20 protein-coding genes are annotated in these 24,650 nt (G+C 59.6%); 4 read left to right on the top strand and 16 right to left on the bottom strand.

Translation table 11 applies throughout. The features are described from left to right. Positions 1 to 89 precede the first annotated feature (89 nt). Complete coding sequence (locus RHSP_RS08995; protein WP_081615302.1) at positions 90 to 1,811, top strand: diguanylate cyclase; 1,722 nt, start codon at positions 90 to 92, stop codon at positions 1,809 to 1,811. Positions 1,812 to 1,891: 80 nt separating this feature from the next. Here RHSP_RS08995 and RHSP_RS08990 read toward each other — a convergent pair whose 3' ends face one another. The 5 genes from RHSP_RS08990 to RHSP_RS08970 form a co-directional block, all read right to left on the bottom strand. After that, on the bottom strand, positions 1,892 to 2,854 hold the full coding sequence (locus RHSP_RS08990) for a Csu type fimbrial protein (RefSeq protein WP_004115154.1): 963 nt from the start codon (positions 2,852 to 2,854) through the stop codon (positions 1,892 to 1,894). Positions 2,855 to 2,869: 15 nt separating this feature from the next. Beyond that, positions 2,870 to 5,284, bottom strand: coding sequence for a fimbria/pilus outer membrane usher protein (locus RHSP_RS08985; protein WP_004115152.1), 2,415 nt, complete (start codon positions 5,282 to 5,284; stop codon positions 2,870 to 2,872). Then, positions 5,256 to 5,975, bottom strand: coding sequence for a fimbrial biogenesis chaperone (locus tag RHSP_RS08980; protein WP_004115151.1), 720 nt, complete (start codon positions 5,973 to 5,975; stop codon positions 5,256 to 5,258). The genes RHSP_RS08985 and RHSP_RS08980 overlap by 29 nt, the downstream gene beginning before the upstream one ends. Before the next feature lie 126 nt (positions 5,976 to 6,101). Next, on the bottom strand, positions 6,102 to 6,599 hold the full coding sequence (locus RHSP_RS08975) for a Csu type fimbrial protein (RefSeq protein ID WP_004115148.1): 498 nt from the start codon (positions 6,597 to 6,599) through the stop codon (positions 6,102 to 6,104). Positions 6,600 to 7,026: 427 nt separating this feature from the next. Further along, on the bottom strand, positions 7,027 to 7,932 hold the full coding sequence (locus tag RHSP_RS08970) for a hypothetical protein (protein ID WP_240535402.1): 906 nt from the start codon (positions 7,930 to 7,932) through the stop codon (positions 7,027 to 7,029). 284 nt (positions 7,933 to 8,216) lie between these two features. Between RHSP_RS08970 and RHSP_RS08965 the strand changes: the two genes are divergently transcribed. Then, the gene (locus RHSP_RS08965; RefSeq protein WP_004115144.1) at positions 8,217 to 8,831 is read left to right on the top strand and encodes a hypothetical protein; all 615 of its coding nucleotides are present in this window, start codon (positions 8,217 to 8,219) and stop codon (positions 8,829 to 8,831) included. 82 nt (positions 8,832 to 8,913) lie between these two features. Here the strand turns inward: RHSP_RS08965 and pepT are convergent, their stop codons facing one another. From pepT to RHSP_RS08950, 3 genes are all read right to left on the bottom strand, one after another. Next, entirely contained in the window at positions 8,914 to 10,146 is a 1,233-nt protein-coding gene (pepT, locus tag RHSP_RS08960) for a peptidase T (RefSeq protein ID WP_037150745.1), read from the bottom strand. Positions 10,147 to 10,393: 247 nt separating this feature from the next. Then, entirely contained in the window at positions 10,394 to 10,918 is a 525-nt protein-coding gene (locus RHSP_RS08955) for a DUF992 domain-containing protein (protein ID WP_004115139.1), read from the bottom strand. Between the two features lie 250 nt (positions 10,919 to 11,168). Next, positions 11,169 to 12,416 (bottom strand): adenylate/guanylate cyclase domain-containing protein, encoded by a 1,248-nt coding sequence (locus RHSP_RS08950; protein WP_037150891.1) that lies wholly within the window; start codon positions 12,414 to 12,416, stop codon positions 11,169 to 11,171. Between the two features lie 209 nt (positions 12,417 to 12,625). On the opposite strand from RHSP_RS08950, the gene RHSP_RS08945 reads away from it, so the two are divergent. Next, positions 12,626 to 13,207, top strand: coding sequence for a nucleoside 2-deoxyribosyltransferase (locus RHSP_RS08945; protein ID WP_037150740.1), 582 nt, complete (start codon positions 12,626 to 12,628; stop codon positions 13,205 to 13,207). 64 nt (positions 13,208 to 13,271) lie between these two features. Here the strand turns inward: RHSP_RS08945 and RHSP_RS08940 are convergent, their stop codons facing one another. The 5 genes from RHSP_RS08940 to RHSP_RS08920 form a co-directional block, all read right to left on the bottom strand. Next, positions 13,272 to 14,090 (bottom strand): phosphate/phosphite/phosphonate ABC transporter substrate-binding protein, encoded by an 819-nt coding sequence (locus RHSP_RS08940; protein WP_240535399.1) that lies wholly within the window; start codon positions 14,088 to 14,090, stop codon positions 13,272 to 13,274. A gap of 6 nt (positions 14,091 to 14,096) precedes the next feature. Then, positions 14,097 to 15,101, bottom strand: coding sequence for an ornithine cyclodeaminase family protein (locus tag RHSP_RS08935; RefSeq protein ID WP_004115130.1), 1,005 nt, complete (start codon positions 15,099 to 15,101; stop codon positions 14,097 to 14,099). Between the two features lie 120 nt (positions 15,102 to 15,221). Beyond that, complete coding sequence (locus RHSP_RS08930) at positions 15,222 to 16,748, bottom strand: HAL/PAL/TAL family ammonia-lyase (RefSeq protein WP_004115128.1); 1,527 nt, start codon at positions 16,746 to 16,748, stop codon at positions 15,222 to 15,224. 257 nt (positions 16,749 to 17,005) lie between these two features. Next, on the bottom strand, positions 17,006 to 18,787 hold the full coding sequence (locus tag RHSP_RS08925; protein WP_004115125.1) for an adenine deaminase: 1,782 nt from the start codon (positions 18,785 to 18,787) through the stop codon (positions 17,006 to 17,008). After that, a complete protein-coding gene (locus RHSP_RS08920) occupies positions 18,777 to 19,775 on the bottom strand; it encodes a LacI family DNA-binding transcriptional regulator (protein ID WP_004115122.1) in 999 nt (332 codons plus the stop codon). The genes RHSP_RS08925 and RHSP_RS08920 overlap by 11 nt, the downstream gene beginning before the upstream one ends. Positions 19,776 to 20,288: 513 nt before the next feature. Between RHSP_RS08920 and RHSP_RS08915 the strand changes: the two genes are divergently transcribed. After that, positions 20,289 to 22,055, top strand: a complete 1,767-nt coding sequence (locus tag RHSP_RS08915; protein WP_004115119.1) for a methyl-accepting chemotaxis protein — start codon at positions 20,289 to 20,291, stop codon at positions 22,053 to 22,055. Between the two features lie 283 nt (positions 22,056 to 22,338). Here RHSP_RS08915 and RHSP_RS08910 read toward each other — a convergent pair whose 3' ends face one another. From RHSP_RS08910 to RHSP_RS08900, 3 genes are read right to left on the bottom strand one after another with little or no spacing between them, the layout of a single operon-like run. Then, positions 22,339 to 22,758, bottom strand: a complete 420-nt coding sequence (locus RHSP_RS08910) for a hypothetical protein (protein WP_157385327.1) — start codon at positions 22,756 to 22,758, stop codon at positions 22,339 to 22,341. Positions 22,759 to 22,804: 46 nt separating this feature from the next. Next, the gene (locus RHSP_RS08905) at positions 22,805 to 23,701 is read right to left on the bottom strand and encodes an ABC transporter permease (protein ID WP_004115113.1); all 897 of its coding nucleotides are present in this window, start codon (positions 23,699 to 23,701) and stop codon (positions 22,805 to 22,807) included. 11 nt (positions 23,702 to 23,712) lie between these two features. Beyond that, positions 23,713 to 24,648 carry an ABC transporter permease gene (locus RHSP_RS08900; protein WP_004115110.1) on the bottom strand — a complete coding sequence of 312 codons (936 nt, stop codon included), beginning with the start codon at positions 24,646 to 24,648 and terminating at the stop codon, positions 23,713 to 23,715. Positions 24,649 to 24,650: the final 2 nt, after the last annotated feature.

Here is a 24,650-nt window from a genome sequence, read left to right as displayed (position 1 = left end):
ATTTAGATCAGCTGATTGTTTGTGGAGTGCATTTCTTGTCGCGGCTTAGAATTCAACAGCTGCAGTGGATCGGAGCCATAGCTGTTATCATGGTTTGCTTGATGATGGCCGGCTCGACAATTGCCTTCAGCCTGTCGGATTACATCAATTACAAGCGAGGCGTGACGGAATTCGATCGATTCCATGTCGCGTTGCATGCGGCGGCCGCGATCTCACGGGAGCGGGGGCCGGCAAATAGCCTCATGAGTGCTCCGGAAGAGCAACAGCCGCCGTTCGCGGCAGCCCTGAAGAAGAGCCGGGAAGAAACCGACCGGGATGTCGCTGCCATAGAGACGCTCTTTCGGACAGAGATCGACGCGTCGCCGGAGATGCGCAACGCATTCCTGGCCGTCAGAGCTCAGTTGGAGGCTGGCAGAAGTGCCGTGGACGCAGTCGCGGCATTGCCGTACAGCGAGCGAAATGGAGCAAGAATTGCCGAAGCCATCCAGGCGATGTTCCGCGCTGCGGATCGCGCCCAGGATTATCGCGACGTGGCTGGACGATCGATCATTGCTCAGGCGCCCGAAACGAGTGCTGAGGTCATATTAACCTCTCTGGCCGGAACACTGAGGGAGCGTGCCGGCAGGGTGGGATCCTATGTCGTGATGATGCTGACCTCCCAGGGGCAAGCGCGCTGGCACTATCGCGTCGCATTTGAAGGCGAATTGAACCGGCTTCTCGAGGTGAATGCACTTCTGAGAACCTACGCGCCTGACGCCCTCCAATCCAAAGACGTCGCCCAGCTACTGGATCAAGTGACGGTAAACTACTTCGCCGGCTCATTGCCCTACGCGCAACGGGTGGTTTTTGAACTCAATGCCGGCAACCCGCCGACACCGGTCGAATTCAGCGCGAAATACGTTCCAGGCATGAGGTCAACCGAGACGCTGCGCGAGCAGATTGAGAACGGCGCGCTGACCTCCCTGGAGAAAATGCGGGAGAAGGCTTTCGCCATCATGCTGATCTCGACCCTGCTGGCCGGTACGGCAATATCGGTGATGCTCGGATTGGCTTACGTGCTTGGACGATCGCTTTTCCGGCCGATGCTTGTCGCCATGCGGCAGATCGACGATATCGCCGCCGGCAATCTCACGCAGCCACCATCGATGCCTCACGCCGGGCGCGAGGTGCGCGAGATGTTTCAGCGGCTCGATCTGCTGCGGGAGCAGCAGCGCCTCAAGCGGCATCTGGAGATAGAGCGCAAGTCGATGACCGAGGAGCTGAGGCGCCTCTCGCAAACGGATGCACTGACCGGTCTTCTCAACCGCCGTGCACTTGGCGAGGCCATGAGGGAGCTTACTGCGCCCGGAGCCGATCTCGGCGGAATTGCCGTCATCATGCTCGATATCGACCATTTCAAGTCGATCAACGATCGCTATGGACATGCCGTCGGAGACCTTGTGCTTCAAAGAACGGCGCAGATTTTGACTCCTCATTTGCGCCCGCAGGATCTGTTCGCGCGCTATGGCGGCGAGGAGTTCGTCATCGTATTGGTCGATGTCACCGAGACATCGGCCCGTACCACTGCAAAGCGGCTGTGTGAAACCCTTGGGCACGCTGTTATCAGCGAAGCGTACGAGCTGACGGTCACTGCCAGCTTCGGCGTCGATTGGCGAGCGCAATGCGCAGCCGAGCAATGGGAGGAACTGGCGGCCGTTGCTGACGGGCGGCTTTATCAAGCCAAGCGGAACGGTCGCAATATGGTCTGTTTCTCCGATATGCCGGTGGAAGAAGACCGGCCATATGGCGCAGACGATGCGGATGCGGCGTGACGGATTAGCCCATCCCGTTGCCCGAAGGTGCAGTAACGTATCCCGCACCGCTATTGCCGGCCGCTTAGCCACAATCTCGATCAGTAGGTAAGCGTGACGACCACTGTGTCGGTATAGCTGCCCGGAGAGGGCGTGGTCTGGGGTGGCACGCGACCATAGACCGTCAAAAGCTGAGCCGTTCCCGTGCCGGTCCCGGCCACTGTGCTGCCCGGTGTATTGGTGTCGCCCCAGGGCTGCGAGCGGCTCGAATCCTTGTAGAGGCCGTAGGTTACAGTCTCCGTCCCCTTGGACATTTTTCGCGCCGTCGGTGCAGCGCTCGCGTTGCCGCCATTCAGCGAGATTGTATAGGTTGTGCCTTGCGTACAGGTCGCGGTCACCGACCCCGTCGCATCGACATCGGTGTGCAAGACACCCTGTGTCCCGAAATTGACGTTCTGGATGTTGACCAGACAATTGGCCGCGACACTGGCACTGACGCTGAACGGAGCCGTTCCCACCGAACCGGAAGGGGAGTCGCAAGTGGTGGCGCTGCTGTAGCTGTAGTAGAACGAAGTGTCGGTGGTCGAGAAATTCGATGCGAAAGCCCCCGTCGCTGCCGTAGGTTGAGAGCCCAGCACCGACCCGTACATCGTCATGCTCCCGGTCGCCGCGCTCAAAATGCCTCCGAGTATGGTCATGGTCATGGCATAGGCAGGCGCCCGGGACGGGTAGGACCAGGTGCTCGATCCCCAGACTACGGTTCGGCCGGAATCAGAATAAATCTGATAATTCAATGGATTGGTTCCGCTCACCATCTGTCGGGCCGTTGCCGAGGAAGCGCCGCCGCTGCCCGCTCCCAGGTTCGGGCAGATGAGAATGCGCCTGCCGCCGTCGAGGAGCCCACCGGTGCAGCTGATGTTCAATGTGGCGGTCGAGGTCACGGGATTGCCCGACAATGTATCGACGGCGCCGAAATTCATGTTGGTGACGGTGAAATTGCAAGTCTGCGCAAAGGCCAGCGATGGCAGCAGCGCGACGAGGAGAAAAGCAATGGAGCGAAACACTTTTTCAACCTCCTCTCAGAAACATCTCACATTGTCGATTGCGACCTGCTCTCCACGCTTTGCCTTGTAGGTGAACTGGGCGTGGCATTTGCTTCCATCTTCGAGCGATACTTCGACCGAGTTTTGCTCGTGCAGGCCCCGTATATAGGCCTGACCGTCATAGCCGATAACGAACTCCTCATCCGATCCGCGCAATTTGCCGGTGAGACCGGCGGGCAGAGGTGCGCCATTCGTGTCTCCGATCGTCACAAGTGCCGCCTGCGGGGCCTCCGCCACGCCGAATTTGACTACGACACCGCTGCGATCCGCGGGGACGACGACTTCCTTCGTCGTCGGTACATCGGCATCAACGGGAAGGTTCTTGGGATCGATGGAGACGGTATTCGGCTCGTAGGAATTGAGGTTGGGCACCAGGATACGGCCGCTTTGGTTGGTTTTGCCAACCGGCCTGTTCTGCTGCTGGACCTCGACATCGGGGGCGCCGGCGTCGACGACGGCAAAGGCATCGTCGATATGATTCGTCGCGAAGATTCCGCCGCCGGCCGTCGCGATGGCGCCATCCATGCGAACCGTGGCGCGGGCGTCCCGATCTTGCTGCTGGACGCCGGCTTCGACCTGTCCGAAGGGCGCTCGGTAGCTGATCGCCGCTTCCCGGTTCGTGTCTTGACCTTCGGATGTGCGCAGCCGCCAACCGAAGCTGCCATTCTCCTGCTGTTGCGACTTGGAAACGTCCGCAACCAAGGTGAGACCGTCAGGCCCGCTCTGAACGCCCGTGTTCGCGGTGATATTACCCCCAAACGGGATAGAGAGACCGGCAAAGACGCCGAAGTTGCGCCGCTCGTCGAGATCGGTGAAAGCGGTGGCATAAAGCGTCGCGTGCTTGAAGGTCTGGCTGTAAGAGAGGCTGGCGATATTGCTCTTCGTGCCGTCAGCGGTTTCAAGCCTGGTGTAGGAAAGGTTGAGGCTCGAAAGATCCAGCGGTGTCGGCACGCTCAAAGTGAGCTGGTCGATGGCGCGCGGCACGCCGGTACTAAAAATCGTGAATTCGCCCGCAGTGCTGGCCGTCGGTTTGGCGGATACGGAGGCAATATCATCGTAGTCGTCAAAGGCGCGTTGCATGCGCGCATAGAGGGCCCATCTGTCGTGGTTCAGTTCGAGCGAGGCATTGACGAGCGCGCCGGACCGCTCTCCGCTCTTGCTTGCGGCAGCCGCAACCGAGGCCACGCCCCAGGCACCCAACGGGAAGGCGGCGCCTGCACCGCCGTTCAATAGGTCCGTTCCGCCTTCGACATGGCCTTCCAGCGTCAGCCAATCGGTCAAGCCATAGCGAGCAGTGGCAACGCCCATAATGCGATTGTCATAATCGTCTGATTCTGTTCCGAAATTTCGGCGAGGAACGCCAAGTTCAGCGGAGAAGTCCAGGAGGCCGCGCCGCAGAAGCCGGTTAGAGGAATAGAACGGCAATGTCTGGGTCGTCTCCCGCCCAAGGCTGTCGCGCAGCACGACGGTTGCTTGTCCGCCGCCTGAAAAGACAGGCAGATTGGTCACTTCGAACGGCCCTGCGGGGACGTCGCCAGAATAGGTTCTGACATTCTGAGTATAGATCTCGAGCGTCGAGGGGACTGCGGCGCTTCCGGCGAATGCCGGAAGGGGCTGGGTTACCAGATCCGAGCGCAGAGAGAAATTGCGCTGGAATTGAATGCCGCCGAAATAAACCGGCCGCGTCCATGAAAGACCGCCGGTCGTCAGATCGCCGGCGCGATAGGTGATCAGATTTTTCGTATCGGAATAGCTCCAGGTCGTATTGAGGCGGGTCACGCCGTCGAGGCTGCCGTTGGAATATCCGGCGATGAAAGATTGGCTGAGCGTGCCGTAGGGACTGAAAAGCCGGGCATCGAACGATCCGGATATCCCCTGGAATAGGCTGGAGTCATTTTTGAAAAGGCTATTGGAGCTTGCGTAGAGAGAATAGTTGAGCACGGCGCCATAGCCGGCCTGGGGTGTCTGGTCCTTACCCTCTTCCTGTTGCCTGACGTTGATGACATGAGGCGCACGTTCTTTGTCATTTGCCTGAACGTAGACCCGCTGGGTCGGATCATCGACTTGATATGAGAGGCCCGGCAGGGCACCGAGTTCAATGAGCTTGTCGCCCTCCTTGCCTACCGGGGGTTTTATGCCGACCTCGCGCAGCTCTTCGGCGGTTGCTGCAAGCGAGCCGTTGGGGTGCTGTCTGAAATTGCCGATCATTTTCGTCGAGACGTTGTTGATGAATACTTCAAGGTAGACGTCGCGCGTGCCTGCAGGCTGGTCGGCGGTGGCACCAGCGGCTGGCAGATCGGGAACTTCCTGAGCACGCAGTGCCGAAACCGAGAGAAATATGCTTACAAAAACGGTGCCGGCTCTAGTTTTTCGCGACGACGACGTTTGCATTGAACGGCCCAAGATCGCTCTGGCCTTGCAAGGTAATTGTGCCGCCCGCGGGATATTTTGCCGTGGCAATCGGCCATTGCATCGTCGCTCCGCCGAGGACGTATCCGACCAAGCCGCTGCGGCTGGCGATTTTCGCGGATCCCTGAGTTAGCGTGAGGTTCGACAGCCGGAAGCGACCGCCGCCGTTGTTCCTGCCGGTCAAAAGCAGGCCGTTGCCTTGCTTGCTGAGGTTCCAGGAGACCTCGGCCGGTTTGATATCTGCTCTTTTGAAAAAGATGGGAATGGAATGGCGCATGATCAGCGTTACGGTTCCGGACCGCGCAAGCTTCGGATCCGGCAGCTCGTCGACGATGGCGCGGTATGTCTCCTCCGTTTTCACCGGAGCCTTGCTCGTGCGCACGACCCGAACGACATATTGGCCGTTCGGACTCATCTTCGCCGAAGGGGGGCTGGCAACGACATCTCTCGTCGGCTCGAGCCGCTCTACGCCACCCGCTTGGCTCCATTTGAAGATGCGCACCTGGACATTGATGGGATGATCCCCGTCATTGGCGAGATTGAGGACAGCAGTGCCGGATGGCGCAATGAGCTCCAGGCTGGTGGGAGCCACGCGCAGCGATGCTGCATTCACGCCGTAGGTACTCAAAAACAAAAGCATGGTCATGGCAATGCGTGGCAACATGCGTTGCATGGCAGCCTCCTGTGCGTAAGGTTTTCCAGAGCATTTCCGTTTTAAACGGAGTGACGGAAATGCTTTAACTCTTGTTTACACACAATTCCCGGCGCAAAACCGCTGCGCACTTTTGCTGGAATTGCTCTAGTAGGTGACGGTGATCGCCACGGTGTCGGTATAGGTGCCAGGGGCAGGGGTCGTCTGCGGCGGAACCCGCCCATAAACCGTGAGGTTCTGGACGTTGCCGTTACCCGTGCCTGTCTCGGTGTCGGTGCCGATCGTTGGCCCCCAGACCTGGCTGCGTGCGGAATCCTGGTAGAGGCCGTAGCTGATCGTCGCCGCCCCAGGTCCAGTCATGAGGCGCACATTCACCGTCGCGCCGGTCCCCGCGCCGGCGCTCAGGCCCACATTATAGGTTTGTCCCGTTGTACACTGAACGCCGATGGTACTCGTCTGATCAATATTGGCACTGATGACGCCGTTGGTGCCGAAATTAAGATTGCCACTGGTCTGGATCAGGCACTGCGCCTGAATGGTGATGCTGACCGTCATGTTGCCGTTCACAACGGCTGCCATGGCGGGCGGTTCTGCTATGATCATAGCGGCACCCAAGAGAAGGGTACCGCACAGCACTCTCTGCATTCGCCATCCCCTAACCGTGTTCTCTGAAACATCGGAATATAAGAAACTAATCATATGTTATTGATTCGGGCAATGAGGCAGGGGCGGCATCATTTGCTGTTAGAGTATTAAGGGATGCTGCGTCGCAGTAAAAGCCGTATTTATTCAGCGTATGCTGGCATATAAATGAAATTTCTGAAACTTATGATTAAGGTTCAGGCGATGTGCCCGCTATGATTTATACAATTAAAGAGAGTATTTATTTTTAATTTCAATCGTATCATTCGGCCTCGCTCCCGGCATAAGCCAATTGGTGATTCGAGTTGGTCACGATGGAGGGAGGGACATAGTTCGTGCGCGCTGCGTATCTGCGAGGCCAGCATCAATACTCGCCTTGCCGAGCGAGTGACCGCTCGAATCCTCGTTAAATACACGTCAGCACAGCTTCTCAGCCGGTAATCAACCCGAGAGCCGCAGCGCCCGACCTCGCATTGCTTCCTTCAGAGGCGCTGAGCACGATATAGCTCACGGCATCAATGATCGCGTATTTCTCGGCTTGATACTTCCAGTATTCGGAGACGAAGGTGTGAGACAGCCAGAAGCTGCTCTTACCCGGCGCGCCAACCCATCCGACGCTGCCGAATTCGGTGGCTCGCTTGAACAGGCGCTTCAGATGCGTTCTGGAAATCATGAACTGATCCTGCATCACCTTCATGGAAACACGACCGATCAGCACCTTGTCCGCGCTAAAGTCGATCGAGGTTATACGGGAGATGAGGTAATCCATGACAACGCTGCCCGATGTCGCCCAGTTGAACAGGCTGTAGGTCATCCCTGGATTGCGAAGAACGGCGCTATCCATGATACGCTTGGCGATGATGGGATGCATGCGCCAGGTCGCTTCCGGGTCAAGGGCGATCGTTGCCATGCGGCTTCCACCGTCGAGCGTATCGAGTACGATGAGATGGGTGTGGATCCAGCGCATCATATAGTCGCGCGTGAATGGTGTCGGCTCCAGCAAGGTGATGCGGCGATCCGGACTGTGCTCCACCGGCTGAATGAACTTGTAGGCCAGCATCTCCTTCAGGAAGGCTGCGGCCGTATTGCGGCTGGCGATGCCGTGCTTCACGGCAAAATCGATGAACCGGCTACTGTAAAGCCCGGGCGTTGGTTCGCCGGGATAGCCGAGCGACAGCGAAAAACCTGCATGTGCCATAAGCCATCTCTGCTGCGCTGCCATAATGGAAGCTATGCGGGGATTCTCGCTGTATATGGCCATAAGCTCATGCGCGCTCTGCAATATAGCAGATAGAAAATCTTCGTTGCGGACAAGCTCATTTGCAGTGAATACCATGCGAAAAATCACTATCTTAAGTTGATAATGGAATCGTGACTGGCCCATCCTTGGCCGCGGCATGATAAGACCACAAGAGCAGTTGTTTGTCTCGTGCTCCGCTCGATTAACTTTAAGCATAAGGCTTAATAACGGACTGTATTCCTTGGGCGCCAGCCATCGCAGGCCCGCGCTTTCTTCAACATTTCCTTGCACAAGGTCTGCAATTAGCCATGTTTCGGTAAAATCCGCGCCACAGTTCTCGCGAGAATGGACATGCTAGATTTTGTCCGATGGAGCGACCGATGGATACGCAGCCTTTGAGATGGTGGAACGGCCAAAGCGAGACTACCCGGAGGTTAGGCACCGGGCTCGCAGTATGCGGCACCGTGGTCGGTGCTCTCTATCTGATTGTCGAAACGGCCCCGACCGAGCGGGCCATGCGGCTCTTCGACGAAAGCGGCCGCATCGCGGTCGCCAGCGCCGAGCCTTTCGAACATGTCGCGATGAATGGGCCGCAGCTCGCAATCGATGCGAGCCCGGTCCTGCAGTCAATGTCCGTGCCGATCCCGACACCATCGCCGCTTGTCGCCGTCAAAGCCACGGTTCCGGCAAAGCATGTGGCGTCTCGTCCCGATGTTGCGAAGACCAAGGTTGCGGCTGCCGGCGGCGTCGAACAGTTCGACCGCTGCCTGCCGCAATGTGAAACGCGCGATCCTTTGATTGCAGGCTATCCGCAATATGCCCAGGCTGAAGTGCCGTCGGTCAGCACCGATCCGGCTCCCGTAGCAGGGGAAAGCGTGGGGTTCCGTCCGCTGGTGGGAGCTCGCAAGCTGTTGAGCCAGGCGGCGGATGTGCCCGGCAACGTGCTTCGTCACGGGCGGCAGGCGCTCGACGATGTCGCTCGTATTGACTGGTGAGCCTCCGCGCCTCTGCTATAAAGCAGCCCTGCTTCGTAACAGGGCTGCGCTTCGCCTGGATTAATTCTGCCTGGAGAAACGACTATGCTCGCTCCGCCCAGATCTTCGCCAGTTCAACAATCGTTTTAACTGCCTTCTCCATATCCTGCCGGCTGACCCATTCTAGCGGCGAGTGAAAAGCGTGGCCGCCGGCAAAGAGATTGGCGCACGGCAAGCCCTTGAACGAGAGCCGGGAGCCGTCGGTGCCGCCGCGAATGCTGCCGCGCACGGGTGTCATGCCGGCGCGGCGGATCGCCTCCACTGCATGATCGACGATCTCCGGATGGCCGTCGAGAACGGTCTTCATGTTGCGGTACTGGTGTTTCACCGTGAAGGTGTAGGACGAGCCGGGGTAGGCTGCCATGACCTCCTTGACGATCCCTTCCAGTATGGCCTCCTTGACCGCGAGGCCGGCCTCATCGAAATCGCGGATGATGAAGCCGAGCGAGGCCTTGTCCATCGAGCCGCTGACCACAGTCGGATGGATGAAACCTTCGCGGCCGCTCGTCGTTTCGGGCGCAATGTCCTTCGGCAGCCTGTCGACGATCGCGCCGGCGATCTTGATGGCGTTCTCCATCTTGCCGAGGGCAAAGCCTGGATGGATGGCAACGCCCTGGATCTGGATCTCGACGCCGTCAGCTGAAAACGTCTCGTCTTCTATGTGGCCTGCGGTTTCGCCATCGACCGTATAGGCAAATTGCGCCCCGAGCTTCTTCAGATCCACCTTGTCGACACCGCGACCGATCTCTTCGTCGGTCGTGAACAGGAGCTTGATCGTGCCGTGGCGGATATCCGGATTGTCGACGAGATACCGGGCCGCCGTGACGATCTCGGCGAGGCCTGCCTTATCGTCCGCGCCAAGCAATGTCGTGCCGTCGGAGGTGATGATGTCGTTGCCGATCTGATCGCGCAGGGCGGGGTGCTCATCGACGCGAATGACCTGCTGCGGATCGCCGCTAAGCCGAATATCGCCGCCGCGGTAATCCCGTAGAACCTGCGGCTTGACGTTCGTGCCGGTGAAATCCGGAGCGGTATCCATGTGGGAGCAGAAGCAGATCACCGGAACCGGCTTGTCGACATTGGAGGGGATGGTCGCATAGACGTAGCCGTGCTCGTCCAGATGCGCGTCGGCGAGCCCGATCGCCAGCAGTTCTTCGACGAGGATCCGCCCCAGATTTCTCTGCTTCTCAGTGGATGGCTGCGTGTTCGAGGTCGGATCCGACTGGGTGTCGACGACGACATAGCGAAGGAAGCGATCGGTGACGGTATCGGTCATGAGCTTGGCTCCAATTGGTTTTCTGCGTTGCATAGCTATAGAGCTCTGCCGCCCTAGCGTGAATCCGTTTCGCGCAGAACGAAGATGCCGAATAACAGGAAAATAAGTGCCGGGGCCATAGAAAGCGGAGGGGGTTGCCGACCTGGGCTCAGCGAGCGGCCGGGCGATGGCCCCGACCACGAAACGGCCGCCCCAGCCGGAACCAGGGCGGCCGTAAAATCATGCCGCTTTACAACGGCATATAATCTTAGTTCGCCGGAGTCAGCGTGACGGAGGTGCCGGTCGCGGCCAGGTTCAGGCCGAGCTGGCCGGTCACGCTCACGGTCTGCAGATGGATCGAGCCGGCGGTGCCGCCGACGAGAATGTTCGTGCCGACGCCGGCGCCGACGGTCGCCTCAACGGTAGCGCCCTGATAGAGGCCGCTCAGCGAGCCATGATGATAGCCGGCTGTCGGCGCGAAGACTGCCCAGAGGAGACGGCTGCGGGTGGTGAAGCCGAGGTCGACACCCATCTTTCTGATCGCACCGGTATAGTGATCGATGCGCTCGCGTCCGACCGTCGAATGGAAGGTGCAATCCACCTCCTTGGCCGATCCGAGCACATAGCCGACGCCGCCGCCGATATCGCAATCGAGATAGCCGATCTTAACGCCGTTGCGCTGATCGGATTCCTCTTCGCGATAGGTCGTCGTCAGATCCGCCGCACGCGCCACCGCCGTGCCAACGACGATCAGCGATGCCGCAGAAAATGCCAGTGTCAGAATTTTTCTCATCTGTTTTCTCCTTGTCAGAGCATTATGGGTGCGGGGCACCCTCAGGCGAGGCGATAGAATCAACCCTCAATTAACGTCTGTAGCCGCAGAACGATCCCAAAAATAAGGCGGCTATCGTCATGATCCGCCTGACAATATAGAGCGCTAAGCCGATGGCGGCAGCCCCTTGCTCTTTCACATTTTGCAACCGACTGAATCGCGCCGCGTCAAATCGGCCGCGCAGGAGCGCAGAATCGAGGGGCTTGGCCGATCACGCGTCTTCCAGCAGCTTTTCCTTCGCGGTGAAGGCGAAGACATCGACCGGCTCGCCAAGGCCTTTCAGCGGAAAAGAGCCGAGGCTTTCCATATCGCGCTGGCAACCGGCCATATCGACGAATGCCTTGGATAGCAGCACAGGCCGCTTCACCTGCTTGGTCAGCGATTCCAGTCGGGAGGCAATGTTGACGGCCGGACCGATGACGGTGAAGTCGAGACGGGTGCGCGAGCCGATATTGCCGTACATCACGTCGCCGACATGCACGCCGACGCCGTAACGCAGCACCTCGCGGCCATTCTTGCGATTTTCCTCGTTGAGCGCCGTAACCGCAGCCTGCGCCTCGCTGATCGAGATGAGGAGATTGTGGCAAGCCTCGGGATCGCTGAGCGGAAAAATCGCCAGCAGCCCGTCGCCCATGAATTTGAGGATTTCGCCGCCGTGCTTTTCGATCGGCTCCACCATCGCGTCGAAATAGCCGTTGAGCAGCTCGATAACGTCGTCGCGCGGCCACATGTCTGAGATCGAGGTGAAGTCGCGAAGGTCACAGATCAGGATCGCCGCGCCGACCGTGGTGCCACTGCCGCGCGTGGTCGCACCCGCCAGGATCTTCTCGCTGGCATGCGGCCCGACATAGGTGCGCAGCATTGTGCGGGCCATGATGTTCTTCAGCCTGATTTCGGTCACCATCGTCAGAGCCGGGAGCAGATCCTTCAGGAAGGTGATATGCGCGTCGGTGAAGCCGCCCGGCGCATCCGAGGCAAAGGTGACGATATGGCGCTTGCCGAGCGTGTGGTAGATCGGCCAGGCGATGTAATCGGTCAGCCCCTCCGCATGCATCTCCTTGTAGAGCGGGTAAGTCAGCTCATCCTTATGCGAAATCTCCAGGTTTTGCCGAACCTCGGTCGCGCCGTTGAAGATTTCGTTGATGGGGCTGGCCAGAAACTGCGGCGTGTTCTCGACACCATAGCTGAATGTGGCGATGTCGCCTTCCTTCATGCCAGTGCGCCAAAGGATCCGCGCGCCGAGCCACTGCGGATGCAGCGTCCTGAAATGCATCGTCGATCGTCCGACCGGAACTCCGATCGCCCGCATCTTCTCGCACAACTCGACGAGGATGTTGTCGATGAAGCGTTGATCGCGAACATCATTCATCAGCCAATCGAGAATCTTGCTCTGCTTTGTCGGCCAGCTGCCACGGTCGTCGATTTCTGAGCCGGCCATTGTCTCAATAGAAGATTGCATTTCCATACCCCATAAATTCCTTCGCCTGCCATCGGCTCTCGCAGTGTGACTATATCTTCCTCGCCATTCGCCGGGAACGGTATTCACGCCCGAACTCGAGGATTTACAAGCCACTCTTCCGGTCTGGCGCGGCAGCGCTGAATCGGTCATATGCCTGATATGGTTGCGCAGCCTCCATGCGGCAAACATTTTGTTGGAAGGGCACAGAGTTGAGAGCATATTTGGCAGGCCCCGAGGTATTCCTTCCCAATGCCAGAGAGGTTCTGGATCGCAAGATTGCCTTGGCGCGCAGCTATGGTTTTACGCCGGTATCGCCCGGCGACCTCACCGTTCCCGAAACGGAAACAAGGCATCAGCGCGGCCTTGCCATCAGCGCCATCAATGAAAGCCTGATGACGAGTGCGGACCTGATCATCGCCAATCTGACGCCGTTTCGCGGCGTTTCGGCCGATGTCGGCACGGTCTTCGAGCTGGGCTTCATGTGCGCCCGCGGCTGCCCTGCCTTTGCCTTCTCCAATTGCAGTCAAAACCATTTCGAGCGGGTGAGCGATCTCTATGGCGGGAACGTGCATCTCGGCCCGGACGGACGCCACCGCGGGCCGGATGGCATGGCGCTGGAAAATTTCGACATGACCGAGAATCTGATGCTGGACGGCGGCATCGCGGTCCGCAGCGGCGCAATAATGACGCGCAGGGTGGCCCCGGACCAGCTCTTTCTCGACCTGACAGCCTTCGAAGACTGCCTGAGGCTGGCTGCCGAAAGATTGCTGAAACCGGCTATTCGCCTGTGACTTCAGGCGAGCGTCCGCTTCGTTTCGAAGTCGATCAATTGGACGCAGCATGGGAAGCGGAGCTTCACCACCGCCCTCCCAGAGCGTCATCGATGGCTTGAGCTCTTGCCGGGAGCCGGTCATAAGCTGCGATATCCGGTTTGGCGAAACCGGCAAGGCCGAGCGAGCTTAGAATATCGCTCGCCTCCGGGCTTCGATGTGCGTCGAGAAGGGCAGCTTGAAGTGCATCGATCCTCTCGGAAGGCTGTTGTCTGGCGGCGACGAAAAGCGGAAAGGGCGCGGGCCTTGTCGTTGCGATGACGCGCAAAGGGGCAATCAAGTCCGGCTCGTGCAGTTCCAGCAGCTGATAGGCATAGGCGTCGATTGCACCGACATCGATCGCCCCCGCGCGGATTGCCTCGACAACGCCGCGCGGATTGAGCAGCGGGCCGATGGCTTCGTGCGCAGAGTGTCCGTTTGCGATCTCGGCGAAAAATTCCCGCGGGGCATTGTAGCCGGACTGCGAGTCCCTGACAGTCCAGCCCCAGCGCAAGGTCGCAAGATCGGCCTCCGCGAACGGCTTCTCACGCGCGGCGACGATATGGCTCGCATAGACCGGCTGCCCTTTTGCCCAGTCCGCCAGTGAAACAGGTGCTACCAGCGGCACAGGTCGTTCTGTGGCCGCAAGCTTCGAAAACGGAAAGCCGCACATGAAGACCGCACCCATGTCCGGCCGCGACCAGAGCTCAGAAAGGGGAGCGGGTGGGGCATGCGGAATGACCTCAAGATCGACGCCGGACTGGCTGGACAGCCAATGGAAGAGGTGATCCCATAGTCCCGAAATCCTCGGGCTGAGATTGTACATGCGCGAACAGGCGATGGCTTGGGAGAGGTGTGTCTTCATGGCCGGTCACGCGAAACGGAGGCGCTGGCCGATATTCATCCGCCTGGCCTTGTCGACCATCGTCGCGCCGAGCGCGACGTCGGTTGTGCTCAGTCCCCGATGCCAGAAGAGGATGGTCTCGTCGTCGCTTTCGCGGCCGGGCTTGGCGCCGCAGACGATCTGGCCGATTTCGGCATGCAGCGTCTCCGCCGTGACCTTGCCTTCGTCGACGTGGCGGCGCAGTGCACCAAAGGGACGACCAGGCCCGCATTGGCCCCAATCGTCGACCACCACCTTGTCCATGATGTCGGTCAGGTCGAATTCGAGCGCACTCATCGTGCCATAGGGGACGACAAAGGCACCCTTCTTGACCCAGGCAGTCTTGAAGAGTGGCGTCGGTTCCGGCAGGCGGCTTGCCTCGATCATGATGTCGGCGCCCTTGAGGCAATCCTCCCAATTGTCTGTCACTATGATCTTTTTGCCCAGGTCCTTCTCCAATCGCGCAGCGAAGGCGTCGCGGCTTTCCGGACGGCGCGAATGCACGCGGATCTCGTCGAAATCGAAGAGGTGATCGAGCAGGCGCACATTCCAATAGGAGGTGCCGCGTGCGCCGATATGGCCGAGGATCTTGCTGTCCTTGCGGGCGAGATGCCGGGCGCCGATCGCCGTGACGGCGCCGGTGCGCATATCGGTGATGGCAGTCGCATCGATGATCGCCTTCGGCACGCCGGTATGCGGATCGAACAGGTTGAGCACAGCCATTTCAGAGGGCAGGCCCTGCTTGTAATTGTCGACGAAGTCGCCGACGACTTTGACGCCGGCATAATCAAGTGGTTTCACATAACCGCGCAACACATTGAAATGACCCTTATCTGAGCTTTCCGGGACGAGATGGACACGCGGCTCGATCACGGTCTCGCCGCGCCCCTGCGCATCGAGTGCCTTGGTAACGGCGTCAAGAATCTCATCGTTGGAAAGCGCAAGCGCCTTCGCATCGATGGCGTTCAGATAGTCGATCCAGATTTCCTGCATTGCCATTCTCCATGTCAGTTCCGGTCATGCCGGCTTATCAAGAAAGGAGGCCGCGAACGGCCCGCCGGAAAGCTTCAGTCAGCTGACGCTCCGCTTTTGGTGCAGCCGTCCCCGATCTCGTCACGGATGGAGGGCTGCATTTTCATCCCCGGGTGCGCTTTCCATGAAGTCCGATAGTCTCTGAAAGTCCGGTCCCTGGGCGCGGTCCTCGTCGAGCGGCGGCACAAGAGCCCGAACGTGCCGGTAGGCTTGCCCCGTGCCCGTGCCGAGTTCGCCCTGCACGCCGCGAAGTTCGACGGCCTGCGCCGAAGCGATGAGTTCGATGGCAACGAGATAGCGCAGCCGCTCGATGATCGCCTCGGTCTTTGCCAGAACGCTTGGCGCCATCGACGCTTGGTCCTCAACACCATCGGCGGCGGGAAGGGGCGTGAGGGAGATCGGCGCAGCGAAATGGCGTATCTCGATTTCGAGTGCCGAGACGGTTTTCTGCACGGTCGCGAAGCCCGTGCGGCTTTGTCCGAGTGGCGTGAGGAACCGCGGCAGTTCCGACATCGCAGCCGACATGATCTTCATCGTGCGGTAGGCGGTCGCGGCTGCGCAATGTGCCAATGCCTGGCCGAGGCGCTCCCAGGCGAGCACGAAAGCCGTCATGTCGAAATTGCCGTGCGAAAGGATGAGGCCCGCGTCCGCCAACACCACAGGGTTGTCGCCGGAGCTGGCGATTTCGATCTCCGTTGCCTCGCGGGCCTCGCCGATCGCATGGAGAAGCGCTCCCCAAACCTGCGGCGCACAGCGATAGCTCAAGGGGTCCTGCAATCGCCGCGCCGCGCCTTCGGAGAGCAACAAGCTTCCGGAAAGCAGTCCGCGGAGCTTCGACGCGGCCTCGCGCTGCCCGAAGGCGGGCCTTGCCGCCAATGCCCGGTCGTCGAAGGCGGATACGTTGGCGCGGAAGGCTTCGAAATTCAGTGCGATGGCTGAGAGCGACCAATCGAACAGTCGCTCGACATCTTCGAGGCAAAGGCAAGCCTTGCCGACGGAGAGGCTGTTGGCGACGACAAGAGCATGGCCGTCCTTCGGCCCTAACGGCAACGGTTTCAGCCGGGCCTTCTCGAGCGCTTCTCTGGCGGTCATCACGACACCGCCGACTTCAGCCTCACCATCTCCCAACAACGCCCGGCCCATATGCGCAAGCGGGGCGAGATCGGCGGCGCCGATGGAGCCCAGCGAGGGCACAACGGGATGGAAGCCGGCATTCAGTGCCGCCACCAGACCGGAGAATACCGGCAGCGACACGCCGGAGCCGCCGGCCGCCATGCCGGCAATACGCGCCGCCATCATCGCCCGCACGGCGTCCTGCGGCAGAGCTGCTCCGACGCCGACCGCACGCGCCTGCGGCACGCGCATCTGGAAAGCGACAAGATCATCCGCGACAAGCCTGGTGTCGACGCCTGCTCCCAGCCCGGTGGTCAAACCATAGACCGGCCGGTCGTCCGCTAAATAGCGTTCCACGACGGCACGCGCCGCGGTGATTTTCCCCTCGACATCAGGCGAAATCTCAATCCTGGCGTTCCGCCGCGCGATCGCGGCGATATCGCTCACCGTTGGCGGCTTTCCGGTGAAGGATATGATGTTGTCCGCGTTGCTCATTCCTGCCTGCCTCCAAGAAGTGCGATCGGTTTCCTGCGATCTTCGCCGGAATGCGCCTCCCGCCGAAATTTGTCGTCGGAATAGATCAGCACACACATATCACGGCATAGGGGTGGCGACAGTCATACCGATTGGAGAACACTCTATATCCTCGCTCCGCGGGATCGGGCAGCGCATCCCGCCTGCCCGAGACATTCATATCTGAGGCCATTGCGTATATCTCCCAAGTCGGCAAACGCTGCCGTGCGGCGGTGACGTCAATTTCGGCTTGCAGCCAGAAGCGGTCTGATTTCCTGGGTCGTTCCGTCAGTCAGTCCAAGGTCGGTGACGTGCGGGCCGGGGTTGCATGCAAGGCTCGCCCCAACGATTGCCTTGAAGGTACGAATCGGCGGCACCCAGTCGGCGATCGCATCGGCAGCCGTGCGCAGCTTGGCGAAGTCGTCGGCAACTTGCCTTGCGGGAGCATCCGACAACAGCCCGCAGACGGGTAGGGCAAGCACGGCCGTAACCTTGCCGTCCGCCGCCGTTGCCATGCCGCCGCCGACATCGATGACGGCATTGGCTGCCGCCGCCATATCCGCCGGATCGCGGCCGAAGACGGTGAGGTTGTGGCTGTCATGCGATATCGTGGTTGCCAAGGCACCGCGCCAATGGCCCCAATCTTCCAGAATGCCGATGACGGGCGAGGTGTCCTTTTTCCCATGGCGGTGGATGACGGCCATCAGGAGCATGTTGTCAGGCAGCACGAGCTTGTCGCCGCTCACCACGACGGCGGCCTCTCCCCATTTCGTGAAGCGCGGGCTGACGACGGTGTTGACGCGTGCTTCCGTCATGCCCGGGAGCTTGATGTCAAAATCGGCGGCGGAAAGCCTTTGAAGCTTCACCGTGTCGCGGTATGCGTGTGCTGTGGAGACGCTGTCACCGGCTACGGCGAGTTCGCCATTTCTTGCGACCTCGCGTCCCGATGCATAGACGCGGTCAACCACGATCTTTTCGAGATCGGACAGGATGACGATATCGGCGCGGCGGCCGGGGGCGATCAGGCCGAGATCGTAGCGATCGAGCCACATGGCGGCGTTGAGTGTGGCGGCACGGACGGCGTCGACCGGTTTCATGCCATAGCCAATGAGGCGCCTGAGAACGGATGACATCGCCCCGTCGTTCACCAGGTCATCCGGGAAGACATCGTCGGTGCAGATCGTCAGCGTCTGCGGCAGATGCGGCAGTGTCTTCAGTGCTTCGATCACGCCGGGCAGGACATAGTCATGAGAGCCGCGCAACTCGACGGTAAGGCCGGCGCGCAACTTCGCCAGCAGGTCTTCGCCCGATGTGATCTCGTGATCCGATTGAATGCCCGCCGCGACAAAGGCCTGCAAATCCGCGCCTTCGAGGCCGCGGGCATGACCACAGACGCGCTTGCCGCTGGCAAGCCCGGCTTCGACCACGCCGCGCATCGGCTCGCTTCGCTCCAGCACGCCGCGCATGTTCATCACTTCGGCAACGCCGGAAATGTCCGGCCAGCTCAGCATGGTTGCCATTTCGCCTGACCGGAACTCGGCGCCGGCGAGTTCCAGGCCTGGTGCCGAAGGGACGCAGGATGGCGCCAAGGTCAAAAAGCGCAGCGGCAGCTGTTTCGTTTCTTCCAGCGCCCATCGAATGCCGTCGAGACCGGCGACATTGCCGACTTCGTGAGGATCCCAGCACACGGTTGTCGTTCCCTGCGGGACGACGGCTTCCGCATATCGCCTCGGCGTTACCATCGAGCTTTCGACATGCATGTGCGTGTCGATAAATCCGGGCGTGACAAAACATCCCGAGGCATCGATGGTCTGCTCGGCGTCCGCCCTGCTTGCTGCAGGAAGAACGCTCGCAATCAAGGGGCCGACAAGACCGATATCGGCGAGCCGCATCTCCGAGGTCGCGACGTCGACGAGTGTTCCGCCGACGATCAGCACATCGAACGGCTCAAGACCGCGGGCCGCCCGGACGGCGCGGTCGCGCAGGTCCGACGAGTTGAGGTCGTGTGGTTCATTCGGCATTTTTGTCTCCCTGAGAGAAGGCCGATGGGCGGGCGGTGGATTGCCTGACGACCAGATCGGTCGGGAAAATTCTGCTTGTATCAGCTTCGCCTGTGACGAAGGAGAGCGCATGGGTGGCTACCGCCTCCAGATCCTGGCGGACTGTCGTGAGAGGCGGCGAGACGATCTGTGCCCACATCAGGTCATCGAAACCCGTGAGCGATATGTCTTCCGGTATGCGGTAACCCCGGTTTTGGACAGCGAGAGCAAAGCCTATGGCGAGCGCATCATAGGCCGCAGCGCAAGCCGTAAAGCGGCTGAGATCGAGTTCGCGGCCGAGGAGGCCGCCCGCTTCGAAGGTCGCGTCGCTATATTTCAGTGTCGGCTCGATTCCGGCCGAAGCAAAGATCTCGCACATTCCATCGACACGCTCGCGTGCGACAAGCGAATTTTCGGGGCCGGCAAGGACAAGTAGCTTGTCGTGACCGAGCTCGAGCAGATGCCGGGCAATCTTGCGTCCGCCCTCGCGGTGATCGCTTGCTGCAACATTGCCGGCGGTGGCTGCGCTGTCGATGACGGCAACCGGAACCGAGACGCTCTGCGGCGAAACGCTCGTGCCGCGCGTCGGTATGACGATCAGAGCATCGACGCCGCGAGCGATCATGTTTCTGATCTCGAAATCCTGCTGCGCCGGATCGCCCTCGCTGTCGCCGATCAAGACGGCAAGGCCCCGCTGCTTGGCGGCGCGTTCGATGGCCTGGGCAAAGGCAGGAAACAGAGGCTGGCCGATATTGGGAACCAGCAAGCCGACCGTGTTGCTCTTCCCCGTGCGCAGCGCGCGAGCCGCATGATCCGGGACATAGCCGAGCGTTTCCGCCTCTGCCTGAATCTGCATGGCGAGGGCCGGCGAAACCCGTCCTTTGCCACGCAAGGCATTGGAAACGGTTGCCGTGGAGACACCCAGCCTTTCTGCGATCTCGCGGATGGAAGAAGGGCGTGTTTCGCTCATTTGGGAATGGCCTCGATCTCCTGCGATTAAACGATTAATCAAAGCAGCATATTTTTACAAGTCCTTATTTTCAGCGGATGTGCTTTACCCGCGGTCTGCCGATAACGGTCTGTCCGCATCTATGCGTGAAGCACCCCCAGCCTCATCGCTTGATTGGTTCAGGGGTAAACGCATGGATTGTGGTTCGCCATCGGCAACTGAAGCCATCGCCAAGCGCAGCAATGGATTTGATCCGCCATTTTTCACCTTCCTGCTTAAAAAGGGAAAATCTATAGGAAGTATATGAATATATGTAAATCATATATATAGACTATCATATGTGAGAGATAGTCTATCGCTCCAGCGTATTAAATCCTCAATTTGAAGTAATGAACGCGCGAATTCACGTCATAAAGATTTCGTTAAGCATTATGATTTATTAAAGTTGAACATGCTAATTTTATAAATTCGAAGGAACTAAATCCTTCGTCGACTGAATTTCTAGTTGAATGAGCCGGAAGGGATATCACGACGATGTTAGGAATCCATGGTGCTGCTGGAACGATGAAAACCGGTGCGTTGGATGCGATGAGCGCCAATATCATGATCGCCGACGCCAAACTCAACATTGTCTATATTAATCCGGCAACGCGCGAATTGCTGCAGGAGGCAGAAAGCGACCTCAAGAAGGAGCTGCAGCGGTTCAGCATGGCGACCCTGGTCGGGTCAAACATCGATATCTTTCACAAGAATCCGGCACATCAGCGCTCGATGCTCGCAGCTTTGAAGAAACAACACAAAGCCACGATATCCGTTGGCCATCGCAAGTTCGATTTGATCGTGACGCCGCTTACGCGAGGAGAAAGGATCATAGGCTTCGTCGTCGAATGGGCCGATGCGAGAGCAAGAATCCAGAATACCGATTATCGTAATCAGCTGTTGGCGATCAACCGCGTGCAAGCGGTCATAGAGTTCACACCCGCCGGCGAGATCGTCAGCGCCAACGATAATTTCCTGGCGGCAGTCGGCTATACGCTCGCCGAAATCAAGGGGCAGAATCACCGTATGTTCCTTGAGGAAGGCGAGGCGGGGGATCGTCAGTTTGAAGAGCTTTGGACGGATCTTCGCGCCAACAAGCCGCATATTGGGGACATTGTACGATACGGCAAAGGTGGAAAGGCCATCTATCTGAATGCGTCCTACAATCCGATCACGAATGATGCTGGAAAAATCGTAAAAGTCGTCAAATTCGCCACCGACGTCAGCGAACGCGTATTCGCGGTGCGCACGGTCGGCGACGCCTTGTCGAAACTCGCACTCGGCGATTTGAGTTTCTCTCTTAATCGACACTTCGCAAAGGACTTCGAGGCCTTGCGGGAGAATATGAACTCGGCCATGCAGCAACTCGGCGAGACGCTTGCCTCTGTTTCGCGCTCGACCGGATTGATCGACGATGGCGCACGCGAAATCAGCGATGGCGCCAGCAATTTGTCGCGACGCACCGAGCAACAAGCCGCGGCACTGGAGGAAACGGCAGCCGCCCTTGATGAAATCACCGTCAATGTCGGCAGTGCTTCAAAGCGGGCCAATGAGGCGCGCCAGGCCGCCGCGACAGCCAATGACAGCGCATACCGCTCCGGACAGATCGTTGCCGATGCTGTCGGCGCAATGGCGCGTATCGAGGAGTCCTCCAATAGCATCGCCAACATCATCGGCGTCATCGATGAGATCGCCTTCCAGACGAACCTTTTGGCGCTCAATGCCGGCGTGGAGGCCGCGCGCGCCGGCGAAGCAGGCAAGGGATTTGCCGTTGTCGCTCAGGAAGTGCGTGAACTTGCCCAGCGTTCGGCCAAAGCTGCCAAGGAAATCAAGGAGCTGATCCGAAACTCCTCGGAGGAGGTCAAGCATGGTGTGAAGCTCGTCCATGAGACCGGCGACGCGCTCAAGACGATCCAGGACAACATCGCCGCCGTCAACGAGCACATGCAGGCCATAGCGGTCTCCGCAAACGAGCAATCGACCGGCTTGTCCGAAGTCAACTCCGCCGTCAACCAGATGGACCAGGTGACGCAGCAGAACGCGGCAATGGTGGAGGAGGCAACGGCCTCGAGCATGACGCTCGCCCAAGAGGCCGAAAAACTGCGGCAGATGATTACGCGCTTCAGGCTGCCGGGGCAGTCGAGCTATGTCGGCGCGGGTCAATCCACGGCCATGTCGACAGATGAGGATGCATTCGCGCCGTTCAGCGAGCCGAAGAAAATCGTACGCCTGTCGTCCAATTCGGCGGCGAGAGGTCGATGAGGAGGCGCACAGGTCCCGGCGGATGGAAAGGTTCGATGTCGAATCCGCAAAAGGACCTGTGCAGCCCTCACGAGCAATTGGGTTAAGAGCGATCGGCGTTCATTCGATCATTTCCGGAAGCGACGGTTCAGCCCGAGGCTGGAGCGTTGCTTTCGTCAAACAGCAGCTTGCTGCCACGCATCGGATAATACGGCGCCGCGCGGCAGTCGCTCACATTTTCGGTATGAGCCTAGCAGCACCTTGCAAGATAATTGGATCTCGCCAGGCGGCATCTGCCGTCAGGTCAGACGTACGCTTCCCGCGCGCCAAAGTCGGTGGACGCGTCGAAATTCTTGGTTCCGATGCGATCGCTTTCGCCGGAAAGCGCCGAGCCCGATTTGCTGCCTTGATTTTCAGCATTTGCGGCGGCGTTCGCCTTGTCGGCATTCTGCAGCTTTTGAAGCTGCGCTTGAAGCTTGCTGATCTGCTTTTGCAGGGAGGCCTTCGTCTTTTCGTCCGTTGCCTTATCCAGCTCTTTCGTCTTTTCCTTGATTGCGGCCTGAAGCTGAGACTCGGTGGCGGCAGACGATGACGCATCGGCAACTACCGTTGCAGCGGCAGATGAGGAGATAGCAGAAACCATGGAGCGTTGCCCTTTGAAAAATTTGCGTGAGCATTGCATGGCCTTGGTTAATGCAAGGCTAATCCGCACCCTGCCGGGCATGACGGTTGCGGCACCGGCAAAGCCCCCGGGCTTAAGATAACCTCCTTCAGCGTAGGGTGGGGTCCAGCCTGTCGCGCAGCCAGTCCCCGACGATCGATATCGAAAGTGTCGTGAAAACGATGATGGCGGCGGGCGTCAGCATGATCCACGGCGCCGACTGGATATAGTCGCGGCCATAGCCGACCATGTTGCCGAGGCTCGTCTGTGGCGGCTGCAAGCCGATGCCGAGAAAGGACAGGCTGGATTCGAGCAGGATGACGCCAGGGATGTTGAGCGTCATGGCGACGACGATCGTGGTGGAGATATTGGGCAGGATATGCCTCAGATAAACACGGGCCGGCGAAGCGCCGATATCGCGGGCGGCAACCGCATAGCCCTGGGCATTCGCGGAGATCGCGAGCCCCCGCGCCATGCGGGTGATGATCTCCCAGCCGTTGAGGCCGAGCAGCAGCACGAAGATGACGAGAGAGTTGCCGAGGAACGCCAGCACGGCAATGGCGATGATCATGAACGGCATGGCCAGCTGAGCGTCGACCATCATCAGGATCAGCTGATCGACCCAGCCGCGAAAATAGGCGGCAAGGAACCCCAGCGTCACACCGATGATGGTGGTGATGACGGTTGCTGCAAGGGCGATGGTGATTGAGATGCGGATCGAAGCGATGACGCGGGAGAAGACGTCGCGTCCGAGCTGATCGGTGCCGAGCAGATGCTCGAACGTGCCGCCGAAGAAGGCGGGCGGGCGAAGGCGCGCCAGGACGTTGGTGGCCATGAAATCATAGGGCGCGAGCCAATGGGCCAAGAGCGCGACAAGGATCATCAGCCCGAGCCAGGCAAGGGAGATCAGCACCAGCGGCGGCCACGCGGCGAAGAAGGCCTTAAAGCCGCCTTTACGCTGGATGACGCCACCGAAGGCAGGCGCTTTTTCGGCTTTAGCTGTCATCGGATATGCTCCTACGCTTTAGCCGGGTGCGGCATGCGCATGCGCGGGTCGATCACACCGTAGAGAAGATCGACCAGGAGATTGGACACCACCATCATCGCGCCGATGAGCAGCAGGATGACCTGCACCACGGCCAGATCGCGGGACGTGACCGAGGAGATCAGCAGACGACCGATTCCGGGCCAGGAGAAGACGCTTTCCACGATGACGGCGCCGCCAACCATCGAGCCGAGCATGAAGCCGAAGATGGTCACGATAGGCACGGCGGCATTGGGCAATACGTGGCGGATGACGATTTTGGTCCACGGTACGCCCTTGGCGTGGGCGGTCCGCACGAACGGCTGGCCGAGCACTTCGACCATCGCCGAGCGCGCGTAGCGCGCGATAACCGCCGCCCCGGCGATGGAGAGGGTCACGATGGGCAGTACCATGTGGAGCGGGCTCGAGTAACCGCCTGACGGCAGCCAGCGCAACTGCACCGCAAAGATCAGCGCCAGCACCAGGGCGAGTACGAAGGTGGGCACTGTAAAGCCCAGCACTGAGATCGACATGATCAGCCGGTCGAACACCGAATTGCGATGCAGGGCGGCGGTAATGCCCGCAAGGAGACCGAGCGCCGTCTTCAACAGCAGCGTAGGTGCCATGATGGCGAGAGTCGCCGGGAGCCGGTCGAGCACGACATCGAGAGCGGGGCGGTTCTCGCGCATGGAATTGCCGAGATCGCCGTGCAGCACCGCGACCAGATACTTATAGAACTGCACCCAGATCGGCTGGTCGAGACCCCATTGGCGGCGGAAGGCCTCGATGACTTCAGGCGGCGTATTGCCAACGTCGAAGAACCGGCTGAGCGGATCGCCCGACAGGCGCATCACGAAGAAGGCAAAGCTAACGATGATGAACAGCGTCATCAGCGCCCGCAGGAGTCGCGAGAGGATGAACTGGATCATGC

It is taken from the genome of Rhizobium freirei PRF 81, from assembly GCF_000359745.1.
GTDB classification, from domain to species: domain Bacteria; phylum Pseudomonadota; class Alphaproteobacteria; order Rhizobiales; family Rhizobiaceae; genus Rhizobium; species Rhizobium freirei.
Note: the sequence above shows the minus strand (reverse complement) of the source record. Positions and strands in the feature narration are given on the sequence as shown.

Coding starts and splice junctions, on each gene's coding strand:
- RHSP_RS08995 (WP_081615302.1), top strand. CDS start 90: ATGGTTTGCTTGATGATGGCCGGCTCGACAATTGCCTTCAGCCTGTCG.
- RHSP_RS08985 (WP_004115152.1), bottom strand. CDS start 5,284: ATGCAAACGTCGTCGTCGCGAAAAACTAGAGCCGGCACCGTTTTTGTA.
- RHSP_RS08980 (WP_004115151.1), bottom strand. CDS start 5,975: ATGCAACGCATGTTGCCACGCATTGCCATGACCATGCTTTTGTTTTTG.
- RHSP_RS08975 (WP_004115148.1), bottom strand. CDS start 6,599: ATGCAGAGAGTGCTGTGCGGTACCCTTCTCTTGGGTGCCGCTATGATC.
- RHSP_RS08970 (WP_240535402.1), bottom strand. CDS start 7,932: ATGGTATTCACTGCAAATGAGCTTGTCCGCAACGAAGATTTTCTATCT.
- RHSP_RS08965 (WP_004115144.1), top strand. CDS start 8,217: ATGGATACGCAGCCTTTGAGATGGTGGAACGGCCAAAGCGAGACTACC.
- pepT (WP_037150745.1), bottom strand. CDS start 10,146: ATGACCGATACCGTCACCGATCGCTTCCTTCGCTATGTCGTCGTCGAC.
- RHSP_RS08955 (WP_004115139.1), bottom strand. CDS start 10,918: ATGAGAAAAATTCTGACACTGGCATTTTCTGCGGCATCGCTGATCGTC.
- RHSP_RS08950 (WP_037150891.1), bottom strand. CDS start 12,416: ATGCAATCTTCTATTGAGACAATGGCCGGCTCAGAAATCGACGACCGT.
- RHSP_RS08940 (WP_240535399.1), bottom strand. CDS start 14,090: ATGAAGACACACCTCTCCCAAGCCATCGCCTGTTCGCGCATGTACAAT.
- RHSP_RS08935 (WP_004115130.1), bottom strand. CDS start 15,101: ATGCAGGAAATCTGGATCGACTATCTGAACGCCATCGATGCGAAGGCG.
- RHSP_RS08930 (WP_004115128.1), bottom strand. CDS start 16,748: ATGAGCAACGCGGACAACATCATATCCTTCACCGGAAAGCCGCCAACG.
- RHSP_RS08925 (WP_004115125.1), bottom strand. CDS start 18,787: ATGCCGAATGAACCACACGACCTCAACTCGTCGGACCTGCGCGACCGC.
- RHSP_RS08920 (WP_004115122.1), bottom strand. CDS start 19,775: ATGAGCGAAACACGCCCTTCTTCCATCCGCGAGATCGCAGAAAGGCTG.
- RHSP_RS08915 (WP_004115119.1), top strand. CDS start 20,289: ATGTTAGGAATCCATGGTGCTGCTGGAACGATGAAAACCGGTGCGTTG.
- RHSP_RS08910 (WP_157385327.1), bottom strand. CDS start 22,758: ATGCCCGGCAGGGTGCGGATTAGCCTTGCATTAACCAAGGCCATGCAA.
- RHSP_RS08905 (WP_004115113.1), bottom strand. CDS start 23,701: ATGACAGCTAAAGCCGAAAAAGCGCCTGCCTTCGGTGGCGTCATCCAG.
- RHSP_RS08900 (WP_004115110.1), bottom strand. CDS start 24,648: ATGATCCAGTTCATCCTCTCGCGACTCCTGCGGGCGCTGATGACGCTG.